15 protein-coding genes and 1 pseudogene are annotated in these 19249 nt (G+C 65.9%); 4 read left to right on the top strand and 12 right to left on the bottom strand.

Going from position 1 to position 19249, the window contains the following annotated elements; translation table 11 throughout:
• Window positions 1-126: 126 nt before the first annotated feature.
• Both FIU66_RS09005 and FIU66_RS09010 read left to right on the top strand, forming a co-directional pair.
• The gene (locus tag FIU66_RS09005; RefSeq protein WP_167623453.1) at window positions 127-714 is read left to right on the top strand and encodes a uracil-DNA glycosylase family protein; all 588 of its coding nucleotides are present in this window, start codon (window positions 127-129) and stop codon (window positions 712-714) included.
• 69 nt (window positions 715-783) lie between these two features.
• Window positions 784-2450 (top strand): annotated as a pseudogene (locus FIU66_RS09010) (formate--tetrahydrofolate ligase).
• Here the strand turns inward: FIU66_RS09010 and FIU66_RS09015 are convergent.
• Both FIU66_RS09015 and FIU66_RS18135 read right to left on the bottom strand, forming a co-directional pair.
• Window positions 2447-3283, bottom strand: a complete 837-nt coding sequence (locus FIU66_RS09015; RefSeq protein WP_167622390.1) for a hypothetical protein — start codon at window positions 3281-3283, stop codon at window positions 2447-2449. The pseudogene FIU66_RS09010 and the gene FIU66_RS09015 overlap by 4 nt on opposite strands.
• Before the next feature lie 478 nt (window positions 3284-3761).
• Window positions 3762-4781, bottom strand: coding sequence for a VPLPA-CTERM sorting domain-containing protein (locus FIU66_RS18135; protein ID WP_240544649.1), 1020 nt, complete (start codon window positions 4779-4781; stop codon window positions 3762-3764).
• 404 nt (window positions 4782-5185) lie between these two features.
• On the opposite strand from FIU66_RS18135, the gene FIU66_RS09025 reads away from it, so the two are divergent.
• Complete coding sequence (locus FIU66_RS09025; protein WP_167622391.1) at window positions 5186-6709, top strand: tetratricopeptide repeat protein; 1524 nt, start codon at window positions 5186-5188, stop codon at window positions 6707-6709.
• A gap of 63 nt (window positions 6710-6772) precedes the next feature.
• Here FIU66_RS09025 and fba read toward each other — a convergent pair whose 3' ends face one another.
• Genes fba through FIU66_RS09050 form a run of 5 tightly spaced genes read right to left on the bottom strand, consistent with a single transcriptional unit; the run spans window position 6773 to window position 10820 of the window.
• Complete coding sequence (gene fba / locus FIU66_RS09030; RefSeq protein WP_167622392.1) at window positions 6773-7807, bottom strand: class II fructose-bisphosphate aldolase; 1035 nt, start codon at window positions 7805-7807, stop codon at window positions 6773-6775.
• Between the two features lie 4 nt (window positions 7808-7811).
• A complete protein-coding gene (locus FIU66_RS09035) occupies window positions 7812-8792 on the bottom strand; it encodes a class 1 fructose-1,6-bisphosphatase (RefSeq protein WP_167622393.1) in 981 nt (326 codons plus the stop codon).
• Between the two features lie 3 nt (window positions 8793-8795).
• Window positions 8796-9257, bottom strand: coding sequence for an RpiB/LacA/LacB family sugar-phosphate isomerase (locus FIU66_RS09040; protein ID WP_167622394.1), 462 nt, complete (start codon window positions 9255-9257; stop codon window positions 8796-8798).
• Window positions 9254-10027 carry a triose-phosphate isomerase gene (locus tag FIU66_RS09045; RefSeq protein ID WP_167622395.1) on the bottom strand — a complete coding sequence of 258 codons (774 nt, stop codon included), beginning with the start codon at window positions 10025-10027 and terminating at the stop codon, window positions 9254-9256. The genes FIU66_RS09040 and FIU66_RS09045 overlap by 4 nt, the downstream gene beginning before the upstream one ends.
• A 4-nt stretch (window positions 10028-10031) precedes the next feature.
• Window positions 10032-10820: a DeoR/GlpR family DNA-binding transcription regulator gene (locus FIU66_RS09050; RefSeq protein WP_240544650.1), complete on the bottom strand. Its 789-nt coding sequence runs from the start codon at window positions 10818-10820 to the stop codon at window positions 10032-10034.
• Between the two features lie 120 nt (window positions 10821-10940).
• Between FIU66_RS09050 and tkt the strand changes: the two genes are divergently transcribed.
• On the top strand, window positions 10941-12971 hold the full coding sequence (gene tkt / locus FIU66_RS09055) for a transketolase (protein ID WP_167622396.1): 2031 nt from the start codon (window positions 10941-10943) through the stop codon (window positions 12969-12971).
• A gap of 70 nt (window positions 12972-13041) precedes the next feature.
• On the opposite strand, the gene FIU66_RS09060 is transcribed toward tkt, so the two are convergent.
• From FIU66_RS09060 to FIU66_RS09080, 5 genes are read right to left on the bottom strand one after another with little or no spacing between them, the layout of a single operon-like run.
• The gene (locus tag FIU66_RS09060) at window positions 13042-13995 is read right to left on the bottom strand and encodes a sugar-binding transcriptional regulator (RefSeq protein ID WP_167622397.1); all 954 of its coding nucleotides are present in this window, start codon (window positions 13993-13995) and stop codon (window positions 13042-13044) included.
• Entirely contained in the window at window positions 13995-15143 is a 1149-nt protein-coding gene (locus tag FIU66_RS09065) for an iron-containing alcohol dehydrogenase (protein WP_167622398.1), read from the bottom strand. The genes FIU66_RS09060 and FIU66_RS09065 overlap by 1 nt, the downstream gene beginning before the upstream one ends.
• Window positions 15143-16075: a sugar phosphate isomerase/epimerase gene (locus tag FIU66_RS09070; RefSeq protein WP_167622399.1), complete on the bottom strand. Its 933-nt coding sequence runs from the start codon at window positions 16073-16075 to the stop codon at window positions 15143-15145. The genes FIU66_RS09065 and FIU66_RS09070 overlap by 1 nt, the downstream gene beginning before the upstream one ends.
• Before the next feature lie 5 nt (window positions 16076-16080).
• A complete protein-coding gene (locus FIU66_RS09075) occupies window positions 16081-17598 on the bottom strand; it encodes a glycerol-3-phosphate dehydrogenase (RefSeq protein WP_167622400.1) in 1518 nt (505 codons plus the stop codon).
• Window positions 17595-19166 carry an FGGY-family carbohydrate kinase gene (locus FIU66_RS09080; RefSeq protein WP_167622401.1) on the bottom strand — a complete coding sequence of 524 codons (1572 nt, stop codon included), beginning with the start codon at window positions 19164-19166 and terminating at the stop codon, window positions 17595-17597. The genes FIU66_RS09075 and FIU66_RS09080 overlap by 4 nt, the downstream gene beginning before the upstream one ends.
• Between the last annotated feature and the right edge of the window lie 83 nt (window positions 19167-19249).

The following is a 19249-nucleotide window of genomic DNA, read 5'->3' on the forward strand; positions in this document are numbered from 1 at the left end:
TGTCGCCGGCCGGCCACACCACCCTTAGGCGCAGGCGAGTGTGCTGTCCAGATTTCACCTTTTTGTTGCATTCATTGGGTGCGTTGTCACCCTTCAATCCCGGTGGATTTTCACTATCTGTTCTGGATGCAGCCTCTTGAACAATCGATCCGGAATTGCCGCCTTTGCGCTTCGCGCTTTGGTGCGACCGCCACGGCCCATGAACCGCGCCCGGTGACCTGGTTCCAGTCCAACGCCCGCATCCTGGTCGTGGGGCAGGCGCCGGGAATGCGGGTGCACCTGAGCGGGCGGCCCTTTACCGACAGGTCGGGCGACCGGCTGCGCGACTGGATGGGAACCCCCGAGCCGATCTTCTATGACCGCGACCGGATCGCGATCGTGCCGATGGCCTTCTGCTTTCCGGGCTATGATCTGCGAGGATCGGACCTGCCGCCGCCGCCCATCTGCGCCAAGACCTGGCGCGCGCAGGTGATGGAGACGCTGCGCCCGCGCCTGACGCTTCTGGTCGGCGGCCATGCGATCCGCTGGCACCTTGGTCTGCGGGACGTGACCGGCGCCGTGGCGGGGTGGCGCGACCATGCCCCGTCGGTCTTTCCGCTGCCCCACCCGTCCTGGCGCAACACCGGCTGGCTTCGCCGCAATCCCTGGTTCGAGACCGACCTGCTGCCGGACCTGCGCGCCGCCGTGCGGGCGGAACTGGCGCGCAACGACTGACCCTGCTTTGGTCAGGGACCGCGCCCGGACCCGTTGACAGACAGGACGTGCCGCGCCATGCCCTTCGCCATGACCGACATCCAGATCGCCCGCGCCGCCCGCAAGCTTCCCATCGACCAGATCGCCGCAAGGCTGGATCTGGCCGAGGGGGACATCCTCCGCTATGGCCATGACAAGGCCAAGATCTCGCACGACACGCTGGCCCGGCTGGCGGACCGGCCGCGCGGCAAGCTGGTGCTGGTCACGGCAATCAATCCCACCCCCGCGGGCGAGGGAAAGACCACCACTACGGTCGGCCTGGGCGACGCGCTGAACCGCATCGGCAAGCGCGCCACCATCTGCATCCGCGAAGCCAGCCTGGGGCCGAACTTCGGCATGAAGGGCGGCGCGGCCGGCGGCGGTCATGCCCAGATCGTCCCGATGGAGGAGATGAACCTCCACTTTACCGGCGATTTCCACGCGATCACGGCGGCGCATAACCTGCTGGCGGCGATGATCGACAACCACATCTATTGGGGCAACGACCTGGACATCGACACGCGGCGCATCACCTGGCGCCGCGTTATGGACATGAACGACAGGGCGCTGCGCGACATCGTGGTGGGCCTGGGCGGCGTCTCGAACGGGTTTTCCCGTCAGACCGGCTTCGACATCACCGTCGCGTCCGAGGTCATGGCGATCCTGTGCCTGGCCCGCGACCTGGACGACCTGAACGCGCGGCTTGGGCGCATCGTGGCCGCTTATACCCGCGACCGTCGTCCGGTAACCGCGCGCGACCTGAAGGCCGACGGGGCGATGACCGTCCTGTTGCGCGATGCCTTGCAGCCGAACCTGGTCCAGACGCTGGAAAACAACCCGGCCCTGGTCCATGGCGGCCCCTTCGCCAACATCGCCCACGGCTGCAACAGCGTCATCGCCACCGATACGGCGCTGCGCCTGTCCGACTATGTCGTGACCGAGGCGGGCTTTGGCGCCGACCTGGGGGCCGAGAAGTTCCTGGACATCAAGTGCCGCCTTGCGGGCCTCGCGCCCGCCGCCGTGGTGCTGGTGGCGACCATCCGCGCGCTGAAGATGAACGGAGGGGTCGCCAAGGACCAGTTGGGGTCCGAGGATATCGGCGCCGTCACCCGCGGCTGCGCCAACCTGGGCCGGCATATCGAGAACCTGCGCGGCTTCGGCCTGCCGCTGGTCGTGGCGCTGAACCATTTCAACGGCGACACCGCCGCCGAGATCGCGGCCCTTCAGGATTACTGTGCCCGCCACGGCGTCATCGCCATCCCCTGCCACCATTGGGCACAGGGCGGCGCCGGGGCCGAGGATCTGGCCCGCCATGTCGTCGCCCTGGTCAATGCGGACAAGGCCGATTTCCACACCCTTTACCCCGATTCCATGCCCCTGTGGCAGAAGATCGAGACGATCTGCACCCGCGTCCACCGCGCGGCCCATGTCGAGGCCCTGCCCGGCATCCGCGCGCAGCTGGAGGCCTGGGAATCCGAAGGCTATGGCCACCTGCCCGTCTGCATCGCCAAGACCCAATATTCCTTCTCGACCGACCCCGACCTGCGCGGTGCCCCGAAGGCCATGTGATCCCTGTCCGAGAGGTGCGGCTGAACGCGGGCGCGGGCTTCGTGGTGGCGATCTGCGGGCAGATCATGACGATGCCCGGCCTGCCCCGCCATCCGGCGGCCGAGACGATCGGGCTGAACGACCTTGGCCAGATCGAGGGGCTTTTCTAGGCCGCCATCGTCACCAGCGGCCCAGGGCTGCGCCGCTGCCCATAGATCACCATATGCAGGGCCACCAGCGTCCCCAGTGTCGGCTGCAGCGCCCTGCTATCCTGGTCCGCGCTGCCGAAGCCGATCCGTTCCGGGAACGACCCGTCGGGCCGCTGGCTTGCGATGACATCGGACAGCAACGGCATGGCGTCGAAATCCGGATCGATCAGGCAAAGGCAATAGATCATCTGGACCAGCGGCAGCAGCCTGCCCTTTTCTTGCGCCCAATCGGCGAAGCGAAGGCAATTCGCATAGGCATCGCCATAAACGCCGGGGTTTGAAAACCGGGGCCGCTGGTTGCCAAAGGAATAGCACAAGGCCAGCAGTTCGGCATAGGAGCCGATTAACTGCTCATTCGTCTGCTCGTAGGGGACAGGACGCCGCAATTCGGCTTCGACCCGTTCCAGCAGTTCCTGGTCAGGCATGTCGGAAAGCGCCAGCATGGCATTCAGCGGCAGGTTTCGAACGGCCAGTTTCTGCCGGTCGTCCGGCGAGATGCAGCGAAGGAATGAATAACCTCCGGAAAGGGCACCGATGCCCATTCCTCCAAAACGACCGATAAACTGCCCGACAAACTGCGGGGTTATTCGGCTTTCGATGAATGTCTTGACCGGCACGTCATTCCCTCGCAATGACGTGCAGATAAATGCAGTAACTGCAATTTCCGATAAACTCTGGATGTGTTCATCAGTAACTGCATCGACCGGCAGAAGTTCTGCCTGGTTCCTGATCCATTGCTGGCTCCGCGCCGAGATCAGTGTCAGCAATTGCTTGTAGGCATGATTTTGGGGCATGAGCGTGCTCCTCCCGAACCTGTTCATCAATTAGAAACCTTGATCACCTACTTTGCAACGATACTCCGCCAGGTCATGCAGGCTTATTGGCGAAAATACGATGAAAACTTGGAGGGATTATCGTGAGAGGGCAAGGAAGGAAGCAACAGCGCGGATCAACCATCAAGAACCAAATCTGTTCCACCCACCTTGGCCCAGGGACCGCGACGGTTGCAGGACATTGCGCCACGCTGCTCTCGGCCGTCGCGCTGGTTTAAGAAAACCGTCAGTTGCCGTCCTCCGGTTTCGTGCTGCACGAAGGGAAGCACGGCTGAAAGACCAAACCATCATATAGACCGCAAGCAGTGGCAAGGTCTTCCTTGCCACTGCTGGTTGTTGCCGATGAGAGCAAAGGGCAACCGCCCGGGCACCCACGCCCGGACGGTCGCGAAGATCAGGCTTGGCCGCCGGCCGAGGCACCCAAGCTGCCTGGCCGCCGCTATTTCTGGCGACGGCGCAGCAGGCCCATGCCGCCCAGGCCTGCGATCAGCATCCAGGCCGCTGCGGGCAACGGAACCGGGGCGACATCCGGCCCCGGGAAGCGGTCTGCCTCGGTGGCGACAATGCCTCCGTCAACCAGGGCGAAGGTGTCGAACACCGATGTCCCGGCACCCGTCCGCGTAAAGGTCACGTCGAAGGTAAAGGTTCGATCGACCGACCGATCATATTCCCCCACAGCCGAGTCGCCGACGCAGGCGCCGATGTCTGCGCCCGTGCAGACGGCCGACACGCTGATCAGGGGACCGCCGCCGCCCAGATCGCCCACCGAAACGGTTTCGTATTCGCTGAAGCCCTCGACGATGCCCGCAGTCACATCGTCAACGATCGAACCCGGCGTGGCAGAGCTTGAGAAGGTGATCGCCCCAAGTTCCGCCATGTCCGTCGTGAACGCGCCCGAGCCGAAATCCAGCGACACCAGCCGAATCCCCTCGGCAGCAAGCGCCGCGATCACGTCAGCGTCAGCCGAGCCCTTGGAAGACGCATCCGAGAAGGCAAAGATGAAGCGGTTGGATCCGGGCCGCCACGAGGCGTTCTCGGCCACCAGTTCAATCGCGGTATTGGCGGATTCGGGGAAGTCGCCGCCGCAGTCGGGATTGCACAGCGTGACGTTGTTGATGCCGCTGATCACGTCTGCCGTGGTCGTGGTCACATTCTGGTTGATGACACTGCCCGGGGGCGCAATGCCGCTGGGCAAGGCGGCAGATTCGGAAAAGACGCCGACGCCACCCGCGACGCCCGCCCCGAACTCGGTCGCGATGGTCGAGAAGATATCCCCGGCGGCTGCCTTGGCGGCGTTGATCACGCCGCCCATAGAACCAGATGTATCAATAAGGAAATAGGCGTCAATCAATGCATCCGAAGGACCGCCCGCCGACACCGTCACGGTCTTGGTGATGGTGACGCTTTCCCCCACGGCCAAGTCGGCCGTGAAGCTGTCCGGCGAGATGCTGTCGGCCAACGCACCTCCGGCCAGAAACCCAAGCGCGGCGACGCTCAAGCTAGCTAGTTTTAACGACATTTCTATTCTCCTGAAACGCAGTTTATGCTTTGGTTGCAGGCTACGCCTGCACGTCTCTCGCATTCCAAGAGGTTCGTACCGCAAATAAGCGCATCCATATTCGTCGCTCATATTATCGCCTTCCAAGCAACACAAAATGCGCACTGGATACACAGGGAATCGCGATTGGAAATAGATTAACACACCCTTGAATCCTGTCGAGTTTTATTAACCGTCTTTTTAAGAACTGAAAGTTATTCAATTTTCAACTTCCGAGAGAAACCAAGCGGATATGCCTTATTGGTTTCTTGACAGGACATCGGCCAGCCAATTATCATAAACACAACCAAAAGGAGTGGCTTATAATGCGCCGTCGCTTCTGGATCATTGTTGTATCGTTGTTTCCCCTGGCCTTCGGCGCGCCCGCTTCTGCCCGGACCTTGGATCTGCTTGGGCTGGCGGCTCCGCAGCTCGATCACAGGGCGGACAGGCTGGAGTTGCCCCATGCAAGCCCCGCCTTGAAGGACGGCGGGTTGGAGGATTTCCGCAGGGCCATGCGCGCGTTTCTGACCAACGACTTCCAGACGGCCGAGCGGCTTTCCCGCGGACTGACGCAAACGGCTGCCGAGGCGCCGGAAGGCTGGTATCTGCTGGGGATGTCGCTTGCCAATCTGGACCGCAGGGAAGACGCCATCCATGCCCTGGATCAGGCTGCGGAACGCTATGCCGAGAATGCCGCGCCGCTGGTCGTCAAGGGCGACCTGCTGCTGTCGCTGGGGCGGCGGGACGATGCTGGCGCAGCCTGGCAGGAAGCAATCCGGGTCGATCCGGGGAATTGGCGCGCCCAGGAACGGATGGCTGCCTTTCTGGAAAGTCGTGGCGACCGGACAGGCGCGATCCGACATTATGAACAGGCCGTTGCCGATGCCTCGGCCGGGCATGTTTATCCCAGGCTGCAGGCGGCGCGCCTGCATCTTCTGACCGGCAATCCCGCGCGCACCGAGGAATTGCTGGAGGACATGGCCCGCTTGGACGATGCCCCCTCGCTTGCCCTGGATTACCTGGCGCGCGCAAAGGTGGGACTTGATAAGGGCGAGGAAGGAAAGGCGCTGTTCGACAGGCTGATCGCGCGTTCGGAAAGCGTTCGTCCGGTGCTGGCGCGGGCGCGGCTGGCTGTGGCCGACCAGGATCTGGCCGAAGCGCAGGCAATCCTTGCCAAGGGCAGGACAAGGTTTCCGGGCAATCCCGCGCTTCTGCTGGAACATGGAAGGCTGCTGGGCGCCTCCGGAGACTATGATCAGGCTCTTTCGGCATTCCATGAGGGGCTTGCCGCTGCACCTCGTGATCCCGGCCTTCTGCGCGCGGCCACCCTGGCTGCGGCACGGCTTGGTCAGGTCGACAAGGCGATCGGCTATGCCAGGGAACTGGCGGACCTGCCCGCCGCAACGCCCGACGATCTGGTGCGGCTGGCCGCCCTGGTTGAAAAGACCGGCGAGGGTTCGGAAGCCGCCGCCCTTTATCGGAAGGTCCTGGCAAGCGACCCCGACAACTGGGTCGCGCTGAACAACCTGGCCCATCTGATGACAGAGACCGCCCCCGCCGAGGCCGTGTCCCTGGCTGAACGCGCCGTTGCCTTGGCGCCGGACGTTCCGACACTGCGCGACACGCTGGGCCTGGCGCAGCAGAAGGCAGGCGATCTGGACCTGGCCGCCCGAACATTCGAGGCGATGAGGACCGAGCAGCCGACGGCAGCCTTGTCCGCATACCGTCTGGGCGTCGTTCGTCTTGAAGAAGGCAGGCTGGAAGAAGGGCGGTCACTGCTGCAAGAGGCGCTGAGTCTTGACCCAGACTTCGCCTATGCCCCCCAGGCCCGGCAGTATCTGCAATAGCAGGCCCTTGTTGGCGAAAGGCCCCGCCATAAGGCGAGGCCCCTTTCCCGCCCTGTCAGCGGATCAATAGCGCGAAGCCATCACCGACAGCGGCAGCGGGACGATCTTGTCGGCATTGCCTGCGGTGCCGAACGCCTCGAAGCGGTCCTTGCAGACCTGCGACATCATCTGCATCGCGGGCTTCAGATATTTGCGCGGGTCGAACTCGGACGGTTCTTCCGAGAAGACCTTGCGGATCGCGGCGGTCATGGCCAGGCGGTTGTCGGTGTCGATGTTGACCTTGCGCACGCCGTGCTTGATGCCGCGCTGGATCTCCTCGACCGGGACGCCCCATGTCGGCTTGATGTCGCCGCCATAGCTGTTGATGATCTGCTGCAGATCCTCGGGGACGGACGACGACCCGTGCATCACCAGGTGGGTGTTCGGCAGGCGGGTGTGGATTTCCTCGATCACATGCATCGCCAGGATGTCGCCGTCCGGCTTGCGCGAGAACTTGTAGGCGCCGTGCGAGGTGCCCATGGCGATGGCCAGCGCGTCCACGTTCGTGTCGTTGACGAAGCGCACGGCTTCGTCCGGGTCGGTCAGAAGCTGGTCGTGGCCCAGCTTCTCGGTCGCGCCGTGGCCGTCTTCCTGGTCGCCCATGCCGGTTTCCAGGCTGCCCAGAACGCCCAGTTCACCTTCCACCGAGACGCCGCAGGCATGGGCCATCTGCACCACGCTGGCGGTCACGTCGCGGTTATAGTTGTAATCGGCCGGCGTCTTGCCGTCCGCCTTCAGCGAACCGTCCATCATCACGCTGGTGAAGCCATTCTGGATCGCGGTGGCGCAGGTCGCCAAGCCGTTGCCGTGGTCAAGATGCATGCACAGCGGGATGTCCGGGAAGGCCTTGGCAAAGCCCTGGATCAGCCCGGCCAGCACCAGGTCATTGGCATAGGCGCGTGCGCCCCGGCTAGCCTGCAGGATCACCGGCGATTTCGTCGCCTGCGCCGCAGTCATGATCGCCAGACCTTGTTCCATGTTGTTGATGTTGAAGGCAGGGACCGCGTAGCCATTCTCGGCCGCGTGGTCGAGAAGCTGGCGCAGGGTAATCATAGCCATGTCGTTATCCTTCCGTGGATTCGGCCAGATAGCCGAGGATCGTCTCGACCTCGTCCTTAGCGCCGAATATCAGGGGCGTCATGTCGTGTACCGCTAACGGTTTGCGATAACTGATGGGCTGCGTCCCGTCGGATGCCAGCCCGCCCGCCTGTTCGACCAGAAAGGCGATGGGCATCGCCTCATAGACCAGCCGCAGCTTGCCATTGCCATATCCCGGACGCCGGTCGGCAGGATAAAGGAATGCCCCGCCGTTCAGCAGGATGCGGTGCAACTCGCCTACGGCGGCGGCCAGCCAGCGCATGTTGTAGTTCTTGCCCAGCGGACCGTCCCGGCCCGCGCGCAGATCGGCCACCCAGGCTTGCAGCCCTGGCGCCCAGTAGCGTTCGTTCGAGGCGTTATAGGCGATGGTGGATGCCTTGGGCTTCAGCACGACGTTATCGCGCACCATGCGGAATTCGCCCGCCTCGTCGTCCCAGCCGGCGATATGGGTGCCGTCGCCCAGCGACCAGCCGAAGTCCATCGAATGGCCGAAGCTGGCGTAACCTGCCGCCACGACGGATTCACCCGTCCGCAGAAAGCCTTCGGGTGCGGCGGGCAGGACGCTGAACAGCATCCCCAGGGGCGCGCCGATGCCGATGCTGCCGGATCCGTCGATGGGATCCATCGCCACGTCCCATGCACCGTCGGGGTTCAGATCGATGACCGCCTCGGCTTCCTCGGACAGCACCTTGCGGACGCCCGCCTTGCGCAGCACCGCGATCATGTGGTGATGGGCGCCCACGTCCAAGGCCTTCTGCTTGTCGCCGGTGTCGTTGACGCCGACGATCTCGGTCGGGTCGCCGTGCAGGCGGCCCGCGCCAAGACGCTGCATCAGCGGCGGTTGCGCCTCGGCGATGGCGCGGACGATGGCAGCGGGGCCGTCACCCGTCAGCACATGCGACAGAAGGCGGCCCGTGGCCGGGCCGTCATTCGGCAGTTTCAGCATCCGTCAGGCCTTGTTGTATTTCGCATCGACCGCGTCGATGGCGTTCACGTTGCCTGCGGACTTGCCGGCCTTGTCGAAGTTCTCGGTCTCGGCCAGCCATTTGTCGGCAATGGCCTTGGCCAGTTCCGGGCCGATCACGCGGGCGCCCATGGTGATGATATGGGCGTCGTTCGACAGCGCGGCGCGTTCGGCGGAATAGGTGTCGTGGGTCAGCGCGGCGCGGATGCCCGGCACCTTGTTGGCTGCGATGCAGACGCCGATGCCGGTGCCGCAGACCAGGATGGCGCGGTCGAAAGTGCCGTCCTTGACCTGGCTTGCCACCCGGTCGGACAGGTTGGCATAGAAGGCGTCGGGGCCTTCGTCGGTGCGGCTGATTTCGGACACCTGGTGCTTGTCCTTCAGGTGGTCGGCCAGGACCTTGGCCAGACCCTCGCCCGCGCTGTCGCCTGCGATTGCCAGTTTCATTTCGTCTCTCCGATGGTTGCGGCGCAGCGCGCCAGGATGTCGAGATAGCCGTCCACGTTCCAGGCGGACCGGCCGATGAACAGCCCGTCGATATGCGGGCAGGAAATCAGTTCCTGACAGTTGCCCGGATTGACCGATCCGCCGTAAAGGCAGGGCACGCGTCGCCCCAGGATGTTCTGCGCGACCGCGACGATCTCGGCCTGGCGGGCATCGGCATAGTCGGACGTGGCGGGGATTCCGTTAACGCCGATGGCCCAGACCGGTTCATAGGCCAGCAGGATCGTGGCATCCTTTTGGTCGCCCGACAGGCGGGACAGCGCGCCGCGCACCTGGGTTTCCAGCACGTCCTGCGCGCGGCCGGATTCGCGTTCGGCCAGCGTCTCGCCGATGCAGATCAGCGGGATCAGCCCGTGGCGGACGGCGGCCTCGGCCTTCAGGCCCACGGTCTCGTCGGTTTCGCCGAAATGCTCGCGCCGTTCCGAATGGCCCAGTTCTACGATGTCGAGGTTGCAGTCGCGCAGCATCACCGGGCTGATCTCGCCCGTCCAGGCGCCCTCGTCGGCCCAGTGCATGTTCTGCGCGCCGACCTTCACGGATGTGCCTGACAGCCATTCCTTGACCTGGCGCACGGCGGTGAAGGGCGGGATCACGAAACGCTGGATGCGCGGGTCGCGGTCCTTGTCGGCTGCGGCCAGTCCTTCGGTGAAGACGCGCGCCTGGTCCAGCGTCTTGTTCATCTTCCAGCTTGTGCCGATCCAGAAATCCGTCATGCGCTCAGTCCCTTGCGATGGTCAGCCGCAGCCCGGCCCGGTCGATCGCGGCGCGATCGGGGGGCGCGGGGGCGGCATCGGTGATGATGGCGTCGAAATCGGACAGGTCGGCCAGCATGTGCAGGGCCGACCGGCCGAAGCGGGCGTGGTTGACCAGCAGCACGGCCCGGTCGGCGGCGGCGATCATCGCCCGCTTGGCCCGGACCGCCGCGTCGTCCATGTGAAAGGCCCGCAGCCCGGCCACGGCGGGGGTCGAGATGAACGCAATGTCGGCGCGCAGCCGCGACAGCGCATCCTCGGTCACGGTGCCGAAGAAGCCGTTGAACTTGGCGCTGTAGGTGCCGCCAAGCGCGATCAGCGTGATGCGCGGGGCATCCTTCAACCGGTCGATCACGGCGGCGTTGTTGGTGATGACGGTCAGGGGTGCCTTGTCGGTCAGGTTGGCGCCCAGAAGTGCTGCCATGGACCCGTCGTTGACCATCACGGTCATGCCCGGTTCCACCAGATCCAGCGCGGCGCGGGCCATGCGGGCCTTGGCGTCGCTGTCCTGCAAGGCGCGGATGCGGAAGTCGCTTTCGAACTGCGTCCCCGCCTCGATGGTGGCGCCGCCGCGCACCTTGCGCAGCAGCCCCGCCTGTTCAAGGTCGTCGAGATCCCGGTGGATGGTCATGCGCGACACGGCAAAGCGGTCGGCCAGATCGTCCAGATCCACGGCGCGCGCGCCCACCAGAAGATCCATGATCGCCTGCCGGCGTTCGTCGCGCTTCACCTGATCCTCCTCGGTTGGGGACATTTGTAACATTGCCTGCGGAATTCGCAACATCGTTTATGTGACTTTGTGATGCAGTTTTGTGATTATTGTTGTGGCGGCGGCCTGTCCGGGGTATTCACCCCCAAACCGCCGGAGGACCACATGCCCCTAGATTCGCCCAAAGACCCCAAGATCGCCGCCAAGGCCGATCTGGACCCACAGAACTTCGCGCTTGCCAACTGCATCCGCGCGCTGTCCATCGACGCGGTGAACGCCGCGAATTCGGGCCATCCGGGCGCGCCCATGGGCATGGCGGACGCGGCCACGGTCCTGTTCCGCAACCACCTGAAATTCGATGCGAAGAACCCCGACTGGCCGGACCGCGACCGCTTCGTGCTGTCGAACGGCCATGCGTCCATGCTGCTCTACAGCCTGCTGCACCTGACGGGTTATGAGGACATGACGCTGGAGCAGGTGAAGAACTTCCGCCAGTGGGGCTCGATCACCGCCGGCCACCCGGAATACGGACACGCCAAGGGCATCGAGACGACGACCGGCCCGCTGGGCCAGGGCATCGCCACCGCCGTGGGCATGGCGCTTGCGGAACGGGCCTTGGCGGCCGAATTCGGCGACGACCTGGTCGATCATCACACCTATGTCTTCGTGGGCGACGGCTGCCTGCAGGAAGGCATCGGACAGGAAGCCATCAGCCTTGCGGGCCACCTGGGCCTGGGCAAGATGATCGTGCTTTACGACGACAACGACATCACCATCGACGGCCCGACCTCGATCAGCTTTTCCGAGGATGTCGCGGCGCGGTTCCAGGCCTGCGGCTGGCATGTCCAGAAATGCGACGGCCATGACGGCAAGGCGCTTGATGCGGCGATCACGGCAGCCAAGGCGGAAACGGGCAAGCCGTCCCTGATCGCGATGAAGACGGTGATCGGCTTCGGCTCGCCCAACAAGGCGGGCACCTATTCGGTCCATGGCTCGCCCTTGGGCCGCGACGAGGCCGCGCTGACCCGCGAGGCGATCGGCTGGTCGCATGATCCCTTCGTGATCCCCGAGGACCTGCTGTCCGAATGGCGCAGGATCGGCACCCGCGGCGCCACCGACCGCGAGGCCTGGGAAGCGCGTCTTGCCGGCAAGTCCGCCGAGGTCCGCGACGAATTCAACCGCCGCCTGTCGGGCGAATTGCCCAAGGGCTATGACGCCGCCGTCAAGGCCGCCCGCGACGCGCTGTTCGCGGAACCCAAGAAGGCCGCGACCCGCAAGGCCAGCCAGATGGCGCTGGAACCCCTGACCGCTGCGTTGCCCGAGATGATCGGCGGATCGGCCGACCTGACCGGGTCGAACCTGACCCGCGTCAAGGCCGTGGACAGCCAATACACCCGCCAGGCGCCCGGCCGCTATATCGGCTATGGCGTGCGCGAATTCGGCATGGCCGCCGCGATGAACGGGATCAACCTGCATGGCGGCTTCATCGCCTATGGCGGGACATTCCTGGTGTTTTCGGATTATGCCCGCAACGCGATCCGCCTGTCAGCGCTGATGGGGGTCGGCACGATCTATGTGATGACCCATGACAGCATCGGGTTGGGCGAGGATGGCCCGACCCACCAGCCGATCGAGCATCTGGCATCCCTGCGCGCCATCCCGAACCTGACGGTCCTGCGCCCCGCCGATACGGTGGAAACCCTGGAAGCCTGGGACATCGCGATCCGCAACCGCAACGTGCCGTCGCTGCTGGCCCTGTCGCGCCAGGACGTGCCGCAACTGCGGCTGGAAGCGGGCGACGAGAACCTGACCGCCAGGGGCGCCTATGTCCTCCGCCAGTTCGGGGAAGGCCGCGACGTGACGCTGATCGCTACGGGGACCGAGGTGCAGCTTGCCGTCCAGGCCGCCGAGGCGCTGCACGAGGGCGGGCTGAACGTCGCCGTCGTGTCGATGCCGTCGTGGGAGCTGTTCGACGCCCAGCCCGAGGAATACCGCAAGGCGACCCTGGGCGACGCGCCGCGCATCGCCGTGGAAGCGGCAGGCAAGTTCGGCTGGACGCGCTATGTCGCGTCCGAGGACGACGTGATCGGCATGACCGGCTTTGGCGCATCCGCCCCCATCGACCGGCTGTATCAGGAGTTCGGGATCACGGCTGATGCCATCGTCGCCCGCGCCAAGGCGTTGACGGGGAAGTAAGCGCAACGGTGCGTGCAAGCACGCACGCTGCCCGCAAACCGTAGGGTGCGTGCTTTGCACGCACCTTTTTCTATTGATCCGCCAAGGCCCGCGCCGTCGCCTCGTCCGTGATCAGCCCGCGCAGGCGTCCGCTGCGCAGCGCGGCGCGGATCGCCTGGACCTTGTCCGCCCCGCCCGCGATCACCACGACCCGGCTTTCCCCCGGCTCGTCCAGCGATGCCGACAGCGTGCGCGCGGACAGCGTGGTTTCCAGCACCCGGCCCCCGGCGTCGAAGAAATGGCCCATCATCTCGCCCACGCCGCCCGCTGCGCGGATTTCGTCGATCTCTCGCGGCTCGATCATGCCCGAGGCCACAAGCTGCGCGCCGGGATCGACCGTGCCCATGCCCACGAATTTCAGATCCGCGCCATTGGCCAGGTCGAAGATGTCGCGCACGCCCGGCTGGTTCAGCAGCACCGCGCGGTCGGATTCGGAATTGGCGAAGAAGGGCACCGGCAGGACATAGGCCTGCGCGCCGGTGCGTTCGGCCAGACGATGCATCACGTCATGGCGGTTTGCGGAATAATGCCGCGTCAGCCCGCCCAGCAGCGACACGAAGCATGTGCCGTTGGCATCAAACCGCGGCAGTTCCTGGACCGCCGCCGCAAGCGTTCGCCCATGGCCCAGGCCGATGGTCCCATGTTCGCCGCGCTCGATCTCGCGGCGCAGGAAGCTGGCGCCGGCCAGGCCCAGGGCGCGCAGGGGCATCCCTTCCTCGCCCAGGTCGGGGGCGACCTCGCAGAAGGCCAGGCCGTAAAGCGCGCAAAGCCGGTCTTCCAGCATGGCGCATTCCACGATCTCGCCGTCGATGCTGACCTTGACCACGCCCTCGGCTACGGCGCGGGCAATAAGGCGATGCGCCTTGACGCCGGTGACGCCCAGCCGTTTTGCGACTGCTGCCTGGGTCAGCCCGCCAGCGTAATGCAGCCAGGCCGCGCGGGTGGCGAGGCTTCGTTCCGGGTCGATCCCCCCCTGTCGCGCCATCAGCCGGCCTCCTCCATGATGCGGCGCAACTGGTTTTCGGTCAGCGCCACCGGGTTGGCCTTCATCGAGGATGACGCGGCCGCCGCCTGGGCAGCTGCGGCCTGCGCCTCGGGCCCGATGCCAAGCGCGGTCAGCGCCGGAAGGCCCGCGCGATGCGACCAGTCGGCCAGCGCCCGCGTCGCCTCGGGCATCGAGGCGAAGGGCGTATCAAAGGCCGCGCCGATCCAGCGGGCGACCTGGTCCAGCCGCTCGATCGCAGCCGGGTCGTGGGCAGCCGTGCGGTTTGCCATCAGCACATGGGGCAGCAGCGCCCCGCAGATCGCACCATGCGGCGCGCCAGTCAGCCCGCCCAGCGGCCCGGCAAGCCCGTGGACCGCGCCAAGCCCGGCATTGGCAAGCGTAAGCCCACCGCACAGACTGACCCAAGCCATCTCGTCCCGCGCCTCGGGTTCCTCGTCCTCCATCAGGCGCCGGATCGCGGCCAGCCCGCGCGGGATCGCGTCGCGGCACAACGCGTCGGTCAGCGGGTTTGTGCGGGTGCAGACGAAAGGCTCGATCACCTGAGTGATGGCATCCAGGCCCGAGGCCAGCGTCACCGGGCGCGGGCATCCATCGGTCAGCGCCGGGTCCACGACCGCCAGTCGCGGCAGCATCCGCGCGTCGCGCAGGCTGACCTTGCGGCGGTGTACCGGCACGCCGATCACGGCGTTGCGCGTGACCTCGGCCCCCGTGCCCGCGGTGGTTGGGATGGCGACAAAGGGCAAGGGCGGATGGTCCAGCGGCAGGCCCTGCCCCACGACCTCAAGATGGTCCAGCATCGGGCGCGTGGCAGGGACAAGTGCGGCGATGGCCTTGCCCGCATCGATCACCGCGCCCCCGCCCAAGGCCACCACGACCTGCACGCCTTGGGCGGCGCGGATGCCCAGGGCCACCAGGTCGGTGTCGGGTTCGCGCGGTACGGCGAAGCCCACAACCTCGCAGCCCTGCGCCCGCAAGCCATCGGCCAGCCAGGCGGCACGGTCGGGATTGCGGCCATGGACCAGCAGCACCCGTTGCCCAAGCCCCACCACACGCGCGGCCGCATTGGCGGCCTGCCCCCTGCCGAACAGGATTTCAGCAGCAGAGGCAAAGGCGAAGGGCGCGACCATCAGACCTTCAGATCCCCAGCGCCGCTGTCGATATGCGGTGCCCAGAAGGCCACGCTTTCGGCGATCTGTGGGATTACCTGCCGGTCGTTCGGTTCGCGTTCCTTGAAGGACAGTTCCAGGCAGATCTCGTTGTCCACGGCGCCGCCCTGGACCAGGGCCTCCAGCAGCGGTTCCGGCTGGACGCGGCCCTTGGCGTTGTATTCGGCGGTAAAGGGACGATGGCCCGACTTGTCCATCATCGACTGCTTGATGTGGATGATCGGGCTGACCCTGGGCACCGCGCGCGCCCAGGCATAGGGGTCGGTGTCGTCGGGGTTGGGGCTGGTCACGTCGCCGTGGTCGATGTCGGCCATCATCCACATTGGCACGGCCATGTCCGCCGCCGTCAGCCGGTCCTGCAGGGCCATGCAGGCGTCGATGGTTTCGCCGAACTCGCGACCCACGCTCATGGGTTCCCAGAAGACATAGGACAGGCCGGCGGCCTTGGCATGGTCGGCGACCTCGGCCCAGCAGTCGATGGCGATGCGGATCAAATCCTCGCGCCGCTGCGGGACGTCATAGTCGCAATAGGTGAAGATCGCGAACTGCGTGCCGACCGAAGTGCCGCCGAGGTCGCCTATGATGTCGGCAAAGGTCTTGAACCAGTCGACATAGTATCGCCGCACGTCGCGGTCGGGATGGCCGAAATGGTTCAGCCGCCCGTAAGGCCCCGTCATGCCGCTGGTGACGCGCACCCCGGTGCGGTCAAGCGCAGCAGCCATCTGCCGCGTCAGGCGGCGGATCACGGGGGCGGGCCAGGACGGGTTGATGAACTCATGCGTCAGTTGCAGGTCACGGATGCGCAGATCCCGCGCGACCGTTTCGATCAGGTCGTCGGGATCGGCGAAGCGGTTGACCAGCGGGTTGGTGTTCAGCGAAAGCGTCAGGGCCATGGCGGTCACGCAGCCTGCGCCAGGTCAGAGCCGTTGAACCAATCCACGAAGGCCTGCTGTTCTTCGGGCGTCAGGTGCAAGTAGTGCTTGGTGCGCCGCCACAGGATGTCCTCGGGCTGCTGCGCCCATTCCCTGGCGACCAGATAGCGCGCCTCGGCTTCGTAGAGGTTGCCGCCGAAGTGTCGGCCAAGCCCGTCCATGTTCATCGCGCCGGCGACCACGTCCTTTGTTCGCGCGCCATAGAGGCGGGCGTAATGGACGACCAGCTTGCGCGGCATCCAGGGGTGCAGTTCGCGCAGCAGGTTCAGGAAGGATTCGAAATCGGCATTGGCGATCTCTCCGCCCGGCAGGGGCGTGGTCTCGGTCCAGTCAGGCCCCATCGCCGGAAAGATGTCCCGCAGCTTGTGCATCCCGCGTTCGGCCAGTTCGCGGAAGGTCGTGATCTTGCCGCCGAACACGTTCAGCAGCGGCGCACCCCCGGTCGTGTCCAGGTCGAAGACATAGTCGCGGGTCACGGCCGACGGGTTGCCCGCGCCATCGTCGAACAGCGGCCGCACCCCCGAAAAGGCGTGCAGCACGTCCGAAGGGCGCAGTTTCTCCTTGAAATAGCGGTTCACGGCGGCCAGCAGGTAATCGACCTCGTCGTCCGAGATGGTCACGTCCTCGGCCCGGTTCTCCCACGGGATGTCCGTGGTGCCGATCAGCGCCTTGTCGCCTTCGTAGGGGTTGATGAAGATCACCCGCCGGTCCTTGTTCTGGACCAGATAGGCCTGCTGGCCCGACCACCATTTCGGCACGATGATGTGGCTGCCCTTGACCAGCCGGACGTTGCGGCTGGAGTTGGACCCCGCGACGTTGTTGATGACCTGCGACACCCAGGGTCCGGCGCAGTTGACGATGCAGCGGGCGCGGAAGGTGCGGACTTCCCCGGTGAGTTCGTTGCGGGTCTGGACAGTCCAGGCGCCGTTTTCGCGCCGGGCGGAAATGCAGGGGCTGCGGGTCAGGACCTCGGCCCCCTTTTCGGCCGCGCCGACGGCGTTCAGGATCACCAGGCGCGCATCGTCCACCCAGCAGTCGCTGTATTCGAACCCCTTGTGATACTGGTCCAGCAAGGGCGCGCCTTCGGGATCGCGGCGCAGATCCAGCGTGCGGGTGCCGGGCAGCTTCTTGCGCCCGCCCAGGTGGTCGTAAAGGAACAGGCCCAGGCGGACCAGCCAGGCGGGGCGATCCTCGGGTGAATGGGGCAGCACGAAGCGCATCGGCCAGATGATATGCGGGGCCGCGTTCAGCAGCACCTCCCGCTCGATCAGGGCCTCGCGGACCAGGCGGAACTCGTAGTATTCCAGATAGCGCAGGCCCCCATGGACCAGCTTGCCCGACCGGGACGAGGTGCCTTGGGCCAGATCGTCCTTTTCGCACAGCACGACCTTCAGCCCTCGTCCGGCCGCATCGCGGGCCATGCCCGCGCCGTTGATGCCGCCGCCAATGACGAAAAGGTCGATCATCTCGGAATCAGGGGTCATAGCCAGGGTCCTTTCAGGGATCGGGCAGCGGCAAGCGCGTCCCAGGCGGGCGGCAAGGCCCGGCGCGAAGCGGTGAAGGCGGGGAACAGCGCGTCATAGGCTGCAACCAGCACGGGATCGGGCGGTTCCGCCTGGCCCAGCAACGGAGTCACCCACTGGGCGATGCAGGCCTCCATGTCCGGATAGGCGCCGATGGCGACGGCGGCCATCATGGCGGCGCCCGCGGCCCCTGCCTCGTCCCTGTCGGACACGCGGACGGGGGCGTTCAGGCTGGCGGCCAGGATGCCCCGCAGGCCCCGCGACCGCGCGGCCCCGCCGGTCAGGCGCAATTCGCCCGGCAGCGGCCCCATTGCGGCATAGCAGTCGCGCATGGCCATGCCCAGGCCTTCGGCCACGGCGCGGATCAGGTCGGGATAGCGGTGGCCCGCCGATAGCCCGACAAAGCCCGCCCGCGCATGAGCGTCGACAAAGGGCCCGCGTTCCCCGGCTTCCGAGATATAGGGGTGATAGACGATCTGGCCGGGGGTGGACTGCAGCAGCCAGCCCTCGATATGGGCGACCAGGTCGCGATGGGTCACGGACTGGCCCATGTCGGACATGATGCCTGCCGCGATCCCCAGCACCCAGTCCAGGTTCAGCGTTGCGGCCATGTTGGTCTGCACCTGCGTGACGATGCCGGGGACCGGCAGGCAAATCACATAACCCGTGCCCTCGTCGTTCAGATGCACGTCCTGAGACCGGACGGCGCGCAGGTGGACGCCCGTCGATCCCACGGTGGAACAGGCCACGTCGCCCGCAGCCCCGCCATAGACGCCCGCGCCAAGCGCGGTCATCACCATGTCCACATAGCCCAAGGATACAGGCGTTCCGGCCAGCAGTCCGGTCTGGCGCGCGGCGTCCTGCGTCAGCGGATGCGTGACCTGCGTGCCGTCGATGATCGGCGGCAGCAGGCTGCGGCGATGCGTCAGGCCAAGCGCGTCGATCACCGCGTCGTCATAATGGCGGGTGCGGAAATTGCCGAAGGTGAAGCTGGCCTCGGACGGATCGGTCACGCGCAAGCCCGTCAGGTTCAGGTAAAGCCAGTCCTTGCAATGCAGCGCGACCTCGGCCCCGTCCAGAAGGTCGGGCGCGTGGGCGTTCATATGCGCCATCTGGCTGCCCTGCTGGCAGGTGTTCAGCCCGGTGCCCGTGGCTTCGAACCGCGCGCGGTTGGCGGGACCGGCGGCCAGCCGCGCTACGGTCGGCGCGGCGCGGGCGTCCAGCCACAGCCAGGCATCGCCCACCGGCCCGTCGCGCCCGACCAGCCACGTCCCGTCGCCCTGCGCCGTTACCGACAGCGCCGCCGTGCGCCCCGCCAGACCGTCGATCTTGGCCCCCAGCCCACGCAAGGCGGCGGCGCAGTCGTCCCATGTCTGGTGCAGCGATTGCGTGGCGGACCCGTCCGTTCCCGAATGATAACGGTTGGGGACCGACGAAGCCGCGATCTGCCGCCCGCCCAGATCAAAGGCCACCGCCTTGATGACCGAGGTGCCAGCATCTATGCCGATAAGGATGTCACGGCCGGCCATGAAGCGTTACCTTGTAGGGCTGGCCGAGTGTCGCGGCAGTCATTCCAATCCCTCCTGCGCAGGTCCATCGCAGGACCGCGCCC

The sequence above is a fragment of the Paracoccus sp. AK26 genome (genome assembly GCF_011801365.1).
Lineage (GTDB): Bacteria > Pseudomonadota > Alphaproteobacteria > Rhodobacterales > Rhodobacteraceae > Paracoccus > Paracoccus aerius.